General features: G+C 41.9%; 14 protein-coding genes. 3 read left to right on the top strand and 11 right to left on the bottom strand.

The window, feature by feature from the left end:
• Window positions 1-2 precede the first annotated feature (2 nt).
• From PHW01_03410 to PHW01_03400, 3 genes are all read right to left on the bottom strand, one after another.
• Window positions 3-680, bottom strand: a complete 678-nt coding sequence (locus tag PHW01_03410) for an HD domain-containing protein (protein ID MDD5627025.1) — start codon at window positions 678-680, stop codon at window positions 3-5.
• A gap of 247 nt (window positions 681-927) precedes the next feature.
• Window positions 928-3168 carry a hypothetical protein gene (locus PHW01_03405; GenBank protein MDD5627024.1) on the bottom strand — a complete coding sequence of 747 codons (2241 nt, stop codon included), beginning with the start codon at window positions 3166-3168 and terminating at the stop codon, window positions 928-930.
• Window positions 3169-3380: 212 nt separating this feature from the next.
• Window positions 3381-3923, bottom strand: coding sequence for a GNAT family N-acetyltransferase (locus PHW01_03400; protein ID MDD5627023.1), 543 nt, complete (start codon window positions 3921-3923; stop codon window positions 3381-3383).
• A gap of 122 nt (window positions 3924-4045) precedes the next feature.
• Between PHW01_03400 and PHW01_03395 the strand changes: the two genes are divergently transcribed.
• Window positions 4046-4282 (top strand): hypothetical protein, encoded by a 237-nt coding sequence (locus PHW01_03395; GenBank protein MDD5627022.1) that lies wholly within the window; start codon window positions 4046-4048, stop codon window positions 4280-4282.
• A 37-nt stretch (window positions 4283-4319) separates the two neighbouring features.
• The gene (locus tag PHW01_03390) at window positions 4320-4859 is read left to right on the top strand and encodes a PH domain-containing protein (GenBank protein MDD5627021.1); all 540 of its coding nucleotides are present in this window, start codon (window positions 4320-4322) and stop codon (window positions 4857-4859) included.
• 121 nt (window positions 4860-4980) lie between these two features.
• Here PHW01_03390 and PHW01_03385 read toward each other — a convergent pair whose 3' ends face one another.
• From PHW01_03385 to PHW01_03365, 5 genes are all read right to left on the bottom strand, one after another.
• On the bottom strand, window positions 4981-5571 hold the full coding sequence (locus PHW01_03385) for a polysaccharide deacetylase family protein (GenBank protein ID MDD5627020.1): 591 nt from the start codon (window positions 5569-5571) through the stop codon (window positions 4981-4983).
• Window positions 5532-6953, bottom strand: coding sequence for a glycosyltransferase (locus tag PHW01_03380; protein ID MDD5627019.1), 1422 nt, complete (start codon window positions 6951-6953; stop codon window positions 5532-5534). Before PHW01_03380 ends, PHW01_03385 begins: the two co-directional genes overlap by 40 nt.
• Window positions 6937-7965: a lysylphosphatidylglycerol synthase transmembrane domain-containing protein gene (locus tag PHW01_03375; protein ID MDD5627018.1), complete on the bottom strand. Its 1029-nt coding sequence runs from the start codon at window positions 7963-7965 to the stop codon at window positions 6937-6939. The genes PHW01_03380 and PHW01_03375 overlap by 17 nt, the downstream gene beginning before the upstream one ends.
• A gap of 69 nt (window positions 7966-8034) precedes the next feature.
• Window positions 8035-8484 (bottom strand): NUDIX domain-containing protein, encoded by a 450-nt coding sequence (locus PHW01_03370; protein ID MDD5627017.1) that lies wholly within the window; start codon window positions 8482-8484, stop codon window positions 8035-8037.
• 187 nt (window positions 8485-8671) lie between these two features.
• Entirely contained in the window at window positions 8672-9061 is a 390-nt protein-coding gene (locus tag PHW01_03365) for an NUDIX domain-containing protein (GenBank protein ID MDD5627016.1), read from the bottom strand.
• 124 nt (window positions 9062-9185) lie between these two features.
• Between PHW01_03365 and PHW01_03360 the strand changes: the two genes are divergently transcribed.
• Window positions 9186-9866 carry a hypothetical protein gene (locus PHW01_03360; GenBank protein MDD5627015.1) on the top strand — a complete coding sequence of 227 codons (681 nt, stop codon included), beginning with the start codon at window positions 9186-9188 and terminating at the stop codon, window positions 9864-9866.
• A 68-nt stretch (window positions 9867-9934) separates the two neighbouring features.
• Here PHW01_03360 and PHW01_03355 read toward each other — a convergent pair whose 3' ends face one another.
• From PHW01_03355 to PHW01_03345, 3 genes are read right to left on the bottom strand one after another with little or no spacing between them, the layout of a single operon-like run.
• Window positions 9935-10138, bottom strand: coding sequence for a hypothetical protein (locus tag PHW01_03355; protein ID MDD5627014.1), 204 nt, complete (start codon window positions 10136-10138; stop codon window positions 9935-9937).
• 34 nt (window positions 10139-10172) lie between these two features.
• A complete protein-coding gene (locus PHW01_03350) occupies window positions 10173-11063 on the bottom strand; it encodes a hypothetical protein (protein MDD5627013.1) in 891 nt (296 codons plus the stop codon).
• A 30-nt stretch (window positions 11064-11093) separates the two neighbouring features.
• Window positions 11094-13469 carry a hypothetical protein gene (locus tag PHW01_03345; protein MDD5627012.1) on the bottom strand — a complete coding sequence of 792 codons (2376 nt, stop codon included), beginning with the start codon at window positions 13467-13469 and terminating at the stop codon, window positions 11094-11096.
• Between the last annotated feature and the right edge of the window lie 71 nt (window positions 13470-13540).

Below are 13540 nucleotides of genomic sequence, written 5' to 3'. Positions count from 1 at the left end.
AATTATTTTCTCCCCTCTACCTCCTGCCAAAACTGCTGCCAAAAATTAACCATAAAACGATGCCGGCCAAGGGCAATCCTCCTGCCGCTTGCAGTAAGCATTACATCTTTAATTTTTTTCAGTTTAATTTCGTATTCCAGAAAAGCAGAGTCCTCTTTGGTAAAAGAGTAGTCGCGTCCTGTTTTCGCTAAATGTCTCTCATTGCCCGTATAAAGATTGCCCGAACCCGGACCACCCGCGAAGAGAAAGGCGCGTCCCAAACCCACCGCGCCGATCGAATCCAGTTTATCTGCGTCAAACAGCGCTTTAGCTTCAATGGTTTTCGGAACATTCCGGCGGTCGCGAAAACGGTGAGTCCTGATGCAATGAATAATATTCCTCACCGTGTCTTTATTAAATTTATACTTCCCTAGAATTTTTTGCGCCAAGGCAGACCCAGCTTCAGCATGGCAGAAAGCGCCTTTCGCCTTCATTTCTTCGCGCCGTCCGATATCATGCAATAAAGCCGCGACCTCTAAAATGCCTAAATCCGCTTTTTCTCTGCGACCCAAATGAAGCGCAAGCTTTAAGACCCTTTCCACATGACTCCAGTCGTGGCAGCCGCTCGCGCCGCGAAAATATGCTTTAGCTTCTTTTTCTATTTTTTGAATGACGGCTCGGGAAATTCTATTGTTTATCATAACCCCATTATATTACAAAAGCTTGAATTACGAAATGTATCCACTCCCCCTGCCCGAGGGGGAGATGCCTGCCCGCCATCGCTTCGCTTCAGGCGAGGCGGGCGGGGAGGGGGTGGGAGAATAGTCATCTATCTATAAATTAGACCCCTCCCCACCTCCCGCAGGTCAAGAGGAGAAAAAATCGCCCACAATGACAAAATATATTTCGTAATTCAAAATACAAAATAAAAAAACCCTGCGCTGTTTTTCAAGCAGGCAGGGCACAAAGTTTAAGGATAATACGGGCTTGGCTGTTAACGCCAAGCTCGGCAAAATAGAATTCCCCCAGTCCTCCTTTATCCCACATCCCAAGGGATATGAGACGGATAAATCCCAAGAACAATGACTGCCAACGGATTATCGTCAACAGCCAAAAGGGAGAGCGGTAAGGGGTTGAAGACACAGCCAACGGCACTCCCACGATAGAAAACCCGGGAATGCCGTTTAGGCAAGCGAAAATAACATACAGGAAAAAATTCAACAAAGCCACGATAACTCGACCCGCTAGAAACCTCTCCATCTTCAGCCGCGGAATAAGCCGCAGGAGAAAAAACGCTCCGAAGATTAGTGTGGCCACAATCTCATATAAGGCTGTAATCCCCATCGCTAAAAGAATGACGGCAAGCCAGCCCGGCACGTGCGGAACAATATCATACCTGATGATCTCGGCAAGCCAGTTAGGCAATCCCGGCATTATGTCTAATAACTTCCGAGCCATCAAAAACCCTGAAATTGCCGCGATGCGCACAGACCAGGTGATTGACTTAGGGGCAAGCAAGCTAAAATACAGGATTAACCACCAGTGAATAGCGGTTACTTCTTGCAAACGCTTTATCCTGTAATAATATTGGTCTGTGATGCGGCCATCGCGCCTTTGATTCGTCAGATAGCGCTGAAAACGAGCGACCGCCCGCCTTTTCAGAAACTCTCTGTTCCAGAAAATCTTGAAAGTATTGCGCAGAAAAAGCCTCCGATAATGCCGCTCAAAAGCAAGGCGATAAAACTTCCGAATTAAAACGGAGCTTAGGAAAAAAGAAAATAAGCTTACTCTATCTAGAGCTAATTCTCTCGCTGTCCGACGGCTTATCTGTCCTTTTTGCAACATCTTTTCCAGCCGCCTCATCTTCCAATAAACGATTTGCCTCTGGCGAAAAGCACGGTCCAGCATAAAACGCCAAGGGATTATACCAAACAAACTTACCGCCAGAAAGAAAAAATAATAAGCAAAACTTTCCCACATCTTCTGCGCTTGCCCTGAAGTGTTTTTTCCCTTTAGTCCCCAACGTTCAATAGTGCGCCGCCGCCATTCCCGCCCGGAAAAAGGCAAAAGCCGCCTTAAAACCAACAAAGCGAACAAACGATTAATCGGATTAAGCCTTCCCGACTCAAACTGATAAAGCAGAGAGCGATATTGCTCAATATCTTCTTTTAATTCCGGATCACCCCCAAAAGCATAAGCAAATTCCTCTATCTCTAATTGTCCGAAAGGAATAGGGTAACCCTTCTTGATATTCTCCCAAAACAAGGGCAACTCGAACAAGAAAAGATAGCCCGGAGAAAAGAGTAAGGCTAAAAAAATCGCCCAAGAGGGAGAAAGTCCCCAAAATTTATGCATCAGGAAGAGAGCTGACACAACCAGAAACCCTACAGGCAGACAGAATCCAATGTGCGGCATTCCAAGCTCTAAATCCGGACCGCGGAAAAATCCGTGCTTTTCACTTTTCTTCAGATTATCTGCGGATAACCAAGAGGCGCCCGCGAGACCGAAAAAGAGGCACAAAACCCCCAGCATATTCACTTTCGGGTCATAAGGAAGATTTAGAAAGATGGTGAGAAGAAGAACGGCTAAGGCGCAAAACAAAGTGCACCAAACATACCATTTGCCTCTCGGCTCGCGCTTAAAATGATTAAACTGCCAAGCAAAGGCAAGGGCGCCAATCCCCTTGAAATAATCAATCAAAATATGGGCTGTCCTCGCCCGCTCTTTAACCTCTAGATCATCTACTCCGGACAATGTCCCGTGATAGGCAGAACGGAGATCATCATACTCTAAAAAAATTCCCCACGCCTTCTTTTCTGGAATCCGAGTATAACTGCGGCGCCAAGAAGGGATGAGATAATCTCTTCCTATCCTCTTTTTAACTGCAAGGGGTAAAAGCGTACGGTGCAAAACCGCCATCTTTACCTCCGCCTCACACCAAGCAAAATCAGAAGTGGCGAATAGCCGCGCCAAGAGCGCGATAATTCTCTTTAAAAAATTGCCCGAACGCAGAATTTTCAAGACCACCTTCTCTTTTGAATCCTGATGGGTCAAGAGATAGACTTCGCCAGCGTAACCCGTGCCGAGTCTCCTTTGAACCTTAAAGCGTTCCTCGCTTTGATTACCTTCTATATCTTCTACCGACAACCGCACAATCTTCCCGGGAATAAATACATTAACTTCTTCCATCACTCATCTCCTTTGTTGAAAAAGCCATCAATCTATATTTCTACCAATAACTGATTTTATACTTAATCTGTAAAACAAGGTAGCTTAGCAAATCTTCAATAAAAAAACAAGGCTACGGTCTTTTCCTCCGCAGCTTGTAAATGAAGCCTCACGGGCTTAGCCTACTCCACCGAAGACTACTTCAACGGAGCGGACTTTTAACCTATGGATATTTACAATTCCAAAAGCATCACAATTTCATCAATAAGTTTTCCTTGAAATTGGATTTGTTTCGGGATGCGCGCGGCTTCCCGAAAACCCATTTTTTTATACAACCCTATTGCCGGATCGTTTCCTTCATAAACACTTAAACGGATGATCTTTGGACAAGGTTGCAAGTCGCACCTAGCATACTGAATAATTTTAGCCATTAAGTACTGCCCTAAACCAATCCCGCGATAGCCATCCCGAATCGTAATCCCGAATTCCGCGATATGGTTTTTGCGCTCTCTCCATAATTCTAGATTCGCGCCTCCCACAATCCGCCCTTCGCATTCAGCTACTAAAGAAATCTTTTTCTTTCTGGCGATTTTATCTAACTGTTCTTTAACCCAATCCTTTTCTTCTTTTTGCGTCTTTTTGCTATTCATCAAAATCATTACGTCTTCTTTCACTAAAGAATTAATAAAATCCTGAAATTTCTTTGGCTGTTCTAAATCCCTTTTATTTAACTTGCGCACCCTTATTTTTTTGTTTCCAAACTTTTTGAGTGGCATAAAACGAATATTATTTTATTTTTTAATTGATTCTATTCTAACATAATTAGAAACGCGGGAAAACTCTTTGCCAATTTATCTGATTCCTGCTAAAATAGATTTAATTATACTTAACATAAAATATGGGTTCTATTCTTGAAAATGGCTTCAATCTTCCCTTAATTGTTTTCTTGATATTCCTTGCCATCTATTTTTGGTACGCCTTTTGCGTTATCTATCATTTCATTCGGTTTGGCGTGGGGGGTAAACCTAAGATTTTAGCCCTGTGTTTCTTCTTGGGTTCTTTTTTCTTTTTCGCCATTATTCTTATCCTTTATCGCCAAATCAACTGGGACGAAATTTCCCAAAATATCTTCTAAGTTTTGACTTTTGAGATTTGAGTTTTGACTTAATTTTATGCCTATCTTTTCTTCCACAAATAATTTCCGCGGCCGCCAGCCAGATGAAACAGTTATTTTGCTCACTCGCCGGCACTGGATTAGATTATTCGGACCTCTTTTCGTCCTTGCCCTCTTTGCTTTAATTCCTTTCTGGATTTATTTTTTAATCGCAGCAAGCGGCTGGTATGAAATCTTCTCCTCTGTCTATTGGTTTTTAGCGGCGGTTTATCTTTTTATTTTATGGATGATCGCTTTTTACAATATTATGATTTATACCCTAAACACGGTGATTATAACCAACAAGAGGGTTATGGAAAATGAACAAAAAGGATTTTTTAAATATAATTTGAATGAATTAAAATTATATAACATTCAGGACATTTCCATTAAAATGTTTGGCATCCTTGCCGCATTTTTAGACTATGGCGATATTGAGATTGAATCCGCTGGCGCGGAGCAGGATAAATTTTATTTTAATGCCCTCCCCCATCCGCAAAAAATCAAAAAGGTAATTATGGATTTAGTTGCCCGCTTTCATCATCCGCCCAACCCATAAATCTGGATTAAAAAATTATCAGATAAACCCCATTAGAAAACTTTGTTCTCTAACGGGGTAAAAAACACCCTTAGAATTAACCAAGGGCGTTTTTATTGTAACAGAATCTTAAAAATGAGTGCTAAACAATTTTACCGAATGTATAACCTTTTTCTTTTAAGTTCTGAATAATCATAGGAAGGGCAAGAACGGTCTGGGAACGGTCACAGGAAAGGCGGGTTCTATCGCCATCATGCAGAAGAATAACAGCGTTCGGTTTCACTTTTTGTAAAACTCGCTTAGCAATAATGGCGGCAGCCGGCTTTTGCCAATCATAAACTTTTATATCCCAAAGCGCTAATTGGTAACCTTGCTTTTTGAGATAACTTGCAAGCCAAGGACGAACATACCCCCAAGGAGGCCGAAAAAATTTTACCCTCACTCCCGTAACTTCTTGGATAATGGATTGGGTTTTTTCTATTTCGGAAGATAAACAGCCAGTCAAAGATAAAAAACGAGAATGGGAATAACTATGATTGCCAAGCGTATGCCCGCCCGCCGCAATCCTTTTGGCAATTTCGGGATGCCGCTCTACATTTTTGCCGCAAACAAAAAAAGAAGCCAGCACTTGAAACCCTGCTAAAATATCTAAAATCTCATTGGTGAAAGGCGCGCTCGGTCCGTCATCAAAGGTCAAGAAAACTTGAGGTGATGTAATTTTGGAAATTTCCATATTTTATAGTGTTGCAATCTTTTCCCGCTCTTGATGCCCTTTTCGGCTTTCACGAAAAAATTCTTCATCTCTTTGCTATTTTTCTTTACCTCTCGCACAGGAGAAGCAACGCCTCGTTTGATGAGCTTCACGCCCTTGGCTTCGGAAATTAAGGGGTTCGAAAAATAAAATAAAAAGAAAAGAAAGAGAGTAGCGAACAAAAGGGGAAGCAAAAATGATCTCTGAAACAACGATGTTTCCGTGCGAATAGTGGGAAAATGGTGATGAAATTTTTCTCGGGCAAAAACTGTGCTCGCGATACGATTGGGCGCATAAGTAAAAAGCGCCCTTAAAAGACCATCCTTAAAACGCCGTCCCGAGGTGCGTACTCGAAAATGAGGGTCCAGCTTCACCCTGCCAACGGCCTTGAGTTTCCGAGCAAGATTGATATCTTCACCCAGTTTGATCTCTGGCGTAAAACCGCCAACCTTTAAGAAAGCTCTTTTGCACACCGCCAAATTAGCTCCAGCCAAACTCCAACCACCAGAGATTAACCGGTCCCAAATCCAGATTGGGTAAAGAAAATAATATACACCTAACTTAGCTGGAAATGTCCCTGAATCAAGGATATAAAGACCACCAAAGGCAACTAAATTCTTATCTTTTTTAAATTCCAGCACAATGCGCTCCAGCCAATCTCGCGGTAAAACTGTATCTGCGTCAGTAGTCGCGATAATTTTCCCTTGGGCAGCCTGAAACCCTGCCTGCCGCGCACACTCTACCCCCCTTTTTGGTTCAAAAATAACTTTGGTGCCGAAACTTTCGGCAATCTCCCGCGTTTTATCTTGTGAATTGTTATCTACTACAATAAGTTCAAAATCTTGATAACTTTGGCGTGCAAGGCTTTGAAGGCTCCTTGCTAAAAATTTCTCCTCATTAAATGCTGGAATCACTACGGAAATAAAATGCCTGCCCGACTTGCGATTAAACATTCTTTTAGAAACAGGAGTCTCTTCTGTCCGCTTCCTCTTTGGCCAAAACACAAATAAAGACAAAGGGAGTCCCAAAATCGCAATAGCCAGAAAATTGCGCACCCCCCAATAGTCGTTGAACCGCAAACTAAATAAAAAAGACAATTCATCAAACAAAAGCCCAAGTCCTATGCCCAAAAAAGTAAGGGAAAAAAAATTTCTTTGCAAACCCAATAGATAAAATAAGCCACCAAAAATTAAAATCAAAAAAAGACCAATAATAAAGTGGTAAATATGAAATCCGCCAATCATAATCAAAGGTGCGGCTAGATTTTTGTTCCCGTAATAAAAAATAAAACTGCGCGCCGCCAAGATAGTCGCCCAATATGCGATCAGGACCAGGGCTAGTTTTTCTTTAAGGCTCTCTGACATCGTTAGTTTGTTTATTTTTTCTTCTCAAAGTCAAAAAAAGATGGAGTCCCAAAGGGAAAAAAATCCAGTAAGAAAAAAAACGAAATAAAATCGCCGCAAATAAAGCAATGTGAGCGGGAAAACCTAAACCCACAAACACCCCGCTAAGAGAAGCCTCTATAACGCCTGGCGCCTCGGGCATAAAGGTTAAAAGAGCTAAAATAGAAGAAACCGTAAAGCCAAAAATCACATAGAAAGGATTGGGTCTAAAACCAAAAACTAAAAAAGCAGAATAAAGGGTGGCAATCGTCCCTAGATAAAATATAGAGGAAGCGAGGATAATCTTAGGAAGTTTGCTTTTATTAGACCACAAAAAGCGTAAACCTCCGCTCATTCCAGCCACAAATCTTTTTAACCGTTTTGGCGTGATGAAATTTTTATTGTGAAAATGCCTACCGATTTTATTCGCGAACGCAAGCAACGGACGGAGAATAAAAAAGAGGCTCTTTCCCTGGTTTCTCAATAAAAAATAACTCATAAATAAAAGTGTCGCAAAAAGAACCAAAAAAACAAAGAAAAATTTTTGCTGAATTAAGCCCAAGATTGAGCCCGGCAGAAAAAAAAGCGCCACAAGAAAGAAAAAAAGATTTACGCCCCAGACAGAAATGAACCAAGTCCAAACCAAGAAAAAAATCCCTTCAGGAGGGACCTTGAGTTTACGATAAAAATAGTAAGTCGCAGCCGGCCCCCCCGTAACAGGTATTGTTTGGTTGCCTAAATTGCCTAAAATTGCCACCTTCAAAGTATCTCTGATGCTTAAGGGAAAACCCGCTATTCCTAAAAGTAATTTAGAGAGCCAACCATCCCCTAAATAAACAACGACCTGAAGCCCTAAAAGAAGTAGAATCAAAAACTTATTTGCCTCTTGAAATAACAAAGGGATCTCATGAAAAGAAATCTTTAATTTCGGATAAATCACAAAAACCGCAATCAGAATAAAGATCATTACTAAAAAATATTTAACAAACCGCATACCATTTTTTAAACTGCCAAACCTAAATTAAAACGAAAGATTTGATAGTTTAGAAATCACCGAAATTACTTACTTGTGATTCAAGTCTATAAAATTTTGGTATTGATTTAAAATCTTTCTACTCGGGAAGAAAATGGGGCGAGGGAGCTTGTCTAAAGCAAACCAGCGCCATTCTGTAATTTCATCGGGTTCCATTACCTTTGGTTCGCCTTGAAAATCTTCGCATAAAAAACCAATGGTCACAAAATGCGCATCTTTCACAATATCATTGGTGACACTAAACATCTTTAGTTTTTTTTGATTAATGGTCACCCCTGTTTCCTCCAAAACCTCGCGATACGCCGCGCCCTCTAATTCTTCGTGAAAATGCAATTTGCCGCCGGGCATAGTCCAAGTGCCTTCGCCGTGGAGCTCGCTGTCCGCTCGCGCCGCATCAAAATGCCGTTTGCCGAGCAAGACCTTACCCTCTTTCAAAAGCATTACTCCTACGCCCACTCCGGGTTTTTTAGTATTATCCATTTGTTATTGCGAGGAGTCCGCCCCAGGCGGACAACGAAGCAATTTCATAAAACTCAATATTCATTGAGCTTTAAAAAATTATTGGAATGACTTTGAACATAGTCATCAATAAAATTGCTTCGTTCCCCCACTCATCTCTCATTTTTGTAAAATAAAGGATATTGAAGTTCGCTCGCTAATAGACGGCTTAAAATCCAAAATGCTTCAAGGCTGGCTTCACATTTGGCGCCGTATTTTCAGGAAGGTTATCTACAGAAAACCAATTCCACTCCCTGATTTCAACATCAGGTTTCACTTCGCCTATCCTTTTTACTAAAAAATGCGCCAAAATAACATCAACCTTGCCTTCCGCTGTTTCTTTTTGGAGATGAGTAATAAAAGGATTTTCATTAATCACTTCTATATCAATCCCCATTTCCTCTTTAGCCTCGCGCCGCGCGTTTTCCACTAAATCAGCATTATAATCCTCTACCCTGCCGCCGCAGAATTTCCAAAAATTATCCTCGCCGTGTTGATTTAACAGGACTTTGCCATCTTCCACAATCACCGGTCCGGAAACAACGATAATTTTAGGCATATCATTAAACATATTTGATTAGTATTAAATATTATAGCATCAATAAAAATAGGGGTAAACCCTTCCGTTGTTATCTTGGGTGGAATAAACTATAATAAAGGTGCAAAAAAATAAAAACAAATCTATGCTCCAAAAATTGATGCAAAATAAAAAGGTTATTATCATAGGAGTGATTATCTTTATCGTGATGATAATTATATTAGCCGTGATCATTCCCAAATATCTCCACCGCAAAAAGATTCAAGAAAAATACGGACCAGTTTCCAGACAGGAGGAAAAAATCGCCGAAACGGCTGAAGAATTAGAGCAACGTTCGGCCAGAGAAAAAGCACAAGAAGAGGCAACAATCCACGACATTGAGTCTAAAATCAAAAATGTCTTGGCTGGCAATAATAATGTAGGGCAGCCTTATCTGCGCATCTCCTCTCTGCTCGTTGTCCGCCAAATGACCAAGGAGGAAAATTATGGCGTCAGCTTGGAATTTAACACTGACTACTATTTAGACACTAAAACTGCTAAAAGGAATACTCTGCTCAAGATGGGCGAAATCTTAAAAACGATTTATACCAGCAATGAGCATATTGCTACGGTCACCCTCCATGCTTATATGGCCAATATCTCTCCTTACTCGGGTAGTATTACTGAAGAGAGTGAAGTGTACGGTATTATTTTGGACAAAAAAAACGTGGAGCAAGCTAAAATTGACTGGAACCAAGATTCAGAAACATTGTCCCTCCAAGTATTGCCGCGCATCTGGCAAAAAATAATGGAGAGTTTTTTATTTGGCACAGTGAAAGAATTCTAGATTAGAGTCCTTTTATTTAAAGACAATAAACCTCGGCGCAAGTTTTGCCGAGGTTTATTTTATTCATATTAGCTTAAAACCCACCTTAGAATTTCCACCTGCTTCTCTAATTTTTCCATCTTAATCTCCTTTTCACCTTCCAAATTTTCTGCTTCCTTTGTATTATCATCATCCTCCGCCATTTCAATCTCATCATCAAAACCTTCTTCTATTTCTGCTAACTCTTTTTCAAGTTCAGAAAGTTTGGTTTGAATCTCTTGTTCAGTGCGCATTTTTTTATATTAATTGAATATTTTCCAGTCTTGATTATTTTATCACTTGGAATGTTTTGACTGCTTCTTTAAAAGCGGATAGAACTATGGAATCATCGGATTGCGAAATAAAGGTATAGGTCACTGTTTTGCCCTTCATATTAAGCGCCTCTACTTCTGCTTCCAAACAGCCGCCAATTTTTGTTTTGCGATCAGCGCTATAATAAGTGTAAACATTCACTTTTCTCGCGCCGGCGCTCTCTGTCTTCTTGTCATATGGCTCCACGGTCATACAAAAAGCCTGGCGCATATTCAAGGCAATCTTGTCATTAGGAGCTTCATCTCTTACTAAAATTACCGTCGGAAAATCTGCTTTGGTCCCATCTAACATTGTATAAAATTCTGCGCTTTGAATCTCCCAATCATTAGGATAATGAAAAGAAAAACGGCAGGCTTCATTAAGATAGGTATGCCCCCCTGTCAAAACCGGCGCCTCACTGCTCTCGCGGGGTTCGGTAGGAGTCTCGGCGGGTGGCGCGCTGTCCTGGTCTGCTTGCGGCGTTGTATCCTCTTCCTCCGACCCTCCACGGCTAACCGTACCCGGTTCAGGATTATCAGGCACGAGGGGATTGCGTCCCGCATATACCTCTGGACCATCCATCATTCCATCACCGTCTGTATCCGGATTATTGGGGTCAGTTTTGTAAATCCTCACCTCTTGATAATCGTCCAGCCCATCATGATCCGTATCAGGATCATCAGGATTGGTATGCGCACTCTCTTCTTGATGATTAGTCAAGCCATCGTGGTCATCATCGCCACTTAAATGAAACATGTCATCCGCAATTTCAAAAGCAACATCTAAAATTTCATAACCAGTGCAACCGGGCAAAATCGCTAATGACCCGAGTAGGATAGGAATTAAAACCAAATGTCTAATTTTCATTTTAACCTCCTTTTTAGAAAGTTAACCAATTTATTGCACAAAATCAAAGGTCTGAATCATTTTATTGAGCAAATCCTGGCTCTCTTTATCTAGAGTGCAACCAAAAATAAAAACATCAGTCCCCCTGTTTATAAAATAACTTTTCATTTCCACCTCGGGGAGCCGCGCGGCTGGATTACCGGGCGCCCCCGGCGTCACTTTATACTTCGCCGTAACTACCTCCCGACCGTTAATGGTCAGGGCGCCATACTGCGCCTCTGTTGCTGTTATAGACGTATAATCTTCCGCAAAACTTTTCAACGATTTATCCGGATTGGAATGCCAAATAATCCCCACCTCTTTCGCGCCGATTTGCTTATTCTTTTCCGTAAACTGCGCCGCTTGTTCGCTTTTAATAGGAATATCAGGAGTCAGGTTTGGTCCCTGTAATTTAGTGGTGTCCGTCGCGTCAAAATCATCTGGATAATTAATCTTAAATTTATACTTGTCGGAAATAAAAGTATTCGGCAGTCCTTCTGTCTGCGGCGCTGGAGGCGCTACATTGCGAGGAGCGGGAGAAGTGTCCTCGCTCTCCGGTGCGGTTGTCTCACCTTCGCCGATCGGCGGAGCGCCGCGCGAGCCTGGTCCCTCCGGCTCATAAGAGGAGGAGCGCGAAGCGAGGGCGGCATAATATGGACCTTCAGGTTTGGAAAGCTCCTTATGTAAAGGAATATCACCCAAGTAGTCCTGAATATCTAATTTAATCACGCCCTGAAAGTGTCTCTCAAAACGAAAAGCGCCTGCGGAAATCGGCGCCTCTCCCAACAGATTTTGGTTCTGGTCATAAGCTAAAATCTTCCCTTCCCCGAAATTATCCACGCTTCCATATAAGGCATACGGTTTTTCCGTAAAGTAGGCATAGTTAATGGGAATGACTTCCTCGCTATATCTCACTTCATAGCGACCGTTGCTTAAAGTCCCTGCTTCCGCGAGAGGAATGTCAATCTGACCACGGCTGTCTGTATTCCGGCTGATAGTTTGAAGTAAAGCGCGGTCATTGTGAATTTGGAGCATATGCGAACGATTCTGGCGGGGCTCAAAACGCGTCCCTTGCCCGGCATTCGCAGTTTTAAATTCATACAGATGAATCCCATTGTCCTCCACCACAAAGGTGCTGCCAAAAAGCGCCCACATTAAAAAAACAATGGGATTGGTTTGTGTTTGATGTAAAACATGCTGATTATTATACCAAGAGTCCGGTGTAAACTTTTCAATCTCGGGATAAAAAATATTCTTGGTGCGCAGAAAGACCTTCATTTCATCCTGCCAGATTTCGCTGTCCAAGGAATTGCCATAAAGCTCAATATTCATTCGGCGGAAGAACTCTCTGTCATATTGATAAATTTTGAGCCACGCCGCGGCTGCCAAAAAAGGACGTTTCCAAGCAAAATCAGGAAAATCATTAAGATAAGTGGTCTTCGCGCCCAAGATAGGATAAGCCGCCACATTATATTTTTCATAACTGCCTTCCACACCCTGAACGATTATATCCATCATTGGATCGCGAGGCCAATCCTCTGGAAATTGCCGAATCGCGAGTTGCGCTACGGCATAAACCATGCCGTCTCTCCAAGTTTCCGGAATCACAGAGTAAAAATTGCTTTGAAACGCGGCGACAAAAGCGGGAATCACTTCCCAAGGTCTGGAACTTGCTAAGATAATCGTATCGTATTGGGGAAGGAAAACGGAAGATTCAGCCGCAGGGTCATAAACAAACATCAGAAACCGATTTTTAACATTAAAAGGCTCGCCATAATATTTGACCAGTGTGGGATAATATTTTTTAGTGAGCTCCATAATCTTCACCATTTCCTTGTACTCCACGCCCTTATCCTGACCGCCCGGCGGCACATTATAAGAATAGGCAAGCGCCGGCCAGTTAATTTCTTCTTCCTGTTCCGAGCCGCTCTCACTAGCCGCTATCTTCCTCCCTTGAACTTGTTTCACGCGAGAAGCTCCCTTAATATCTGTTTTCTCGGATGCGGCTTGAGGTTGACTGAAAAGAGGAAGAGTTTGAGCAGGCGTGCTCTCCAGAATTTTGTCGCCGCTAAGCGACTTTAATCCCGCAGGCAGCGCTTTTTGATTTTGAGTCAATATCACATCCTGCACAATCCGCACCGGCTGCCCTTCTTCATTAGGAACTACAATCTTATTTGGAAGGTGCTTTTTAATATCCTGCAAAAGTTTCTTTTGGTCATCCGAATTCAAATTTTGGTAATCCATTCCTTGCGGCAAATCAACAGTAATGTTTTGCCTCGCGGAAAAACTTTTACGTACTCTAAAACCCCAGACCCACAAGCCGACAATGATTAAAATCAAAACGCCAACTGGAATCAAAATCCCGAGTAATAATTTTTTCTTAGGCATATTTTTTTAAGTTATTTTTTGATCTTTATTTTTACAGACGGCTTGTTTGTAGCTTTATGTTTATTTTAACA

Source organism: Patescibacteria group bacterium, from assembly GCA_028717685.1.
Lineage (GTDB): Bacteria > Patescibacteriota > JAQUNI01 > JAQUNI01 > JAQUNI01 > JAQUNI01.
This window is presented reverse-complemented; position numbering and strand designations above follow the sequence as displayed.

What these genes read in the sequence shown, in the direction of transcription:
- PHW01_03410 (MDD5627025.1), bottom strand. Translation starts at nt 680, where the DNA reads ATGATAAACAATAGAATTTCCCGAGCCGTCATTCAAAAAATAGAAAAA.
- PHW01_03405 (MDD5627024.1), bottom strand. Translation starts at nt 3,168, where the DNA reads ATGGAAGAAGTTAATGTATTTATTCCCGGGAAGATTGTGCGGTTGTCG.
- PHW01_03400 (MDD5627023.1), bottom strand. Translation starts at nt 3,923, where the DNA reads ATGCCACTCAAAAAGTTTGGAAACAAAAAAATAAGGGTGCGCAAGTTA.
- PHW01_03395 (MDD5627022.1), top strand. Translation starts at nt 4,046, where the DNA reads ATGGGTTCTATTCTTGAAAATGGCTTCAATCTTCCCTTAATTGTTTTC.
- PHW01_03390 (MDD5627021.1), top strand. Translation starts at nt 4,320, where the DNA reads ATGCCTATCTTTTCTTCCACAAATAATTTCCGCGGCCGCCAGCCAGAT.
- PHW01_03385 (MDD5627020.1), bottom strand. Translation starts at nt 5,571, where the DNA reads ATGGAAATTTCCAAAATTACATCACCTCAAGTTTTCTTGACCTTTGAT.
- PHW01_03380 (MDD5627019.1), bottom strand. Translation starts at nt 6,953, where the DNA reads ATGTCAGAGAGCCTTAAAGAAAAACTAGCCCTGGTCCTGATCGCATAT.
- PHW01_03375 (MDD5627018.1), bottom strand. Translation starts at nt 7,965, where the DNA reads ATGCGGTTTGTTAAATATTTTTTAGTAATGATCTTTATTCTGATTGCG.
- PHW01_03370 (MDD5627017.1), bottom strand. Translation starts at nt 8,484, where the DNA reads ATGGATAATACTAAAAAACCCGGAGTGGGCGTAGGAGTAATGCTTTTG.
- PHW01_03365 (MDD5627016.1), bottom strand. Translation starts at nt 9,061, where the DNA reads ATGCCTAAAATTATCGTTGTTTCCGGACCGGTGATTGTGGAAGATGGC.
- PHW01_03360 (MDD5627015.1), top strand. Translation starts at nt 9,186, where the DNA reads ATGCTCCAAAAATTGATGCAAAATAAAAAGGTTATTATCATAGGAGTG.
- PHW01_03355 (MDD5627014.1), bottom strand. Translation starts at nt 10,138, where the DNA reads ATGCGCACTGAACAAGAGATTCAAACCAAACTTTCTGAACTTGAAAAA.
- PHW01_03350 (MDD5627013.1), bottom strand. Translation starts at nt 11,063, where the DNA reads ATGAAAATTAGACATTTGGTTTTAATTCCTATCCTACTCGGGTCATTA.
- PHW01_03345 (MDD5627012.1), bottom strand. Translation starts at nt 13,469, where the DNA reads ATGCCTAAGAAAAAATTATTACTCGGGATTTTGATTCCAGTTGGCGTT.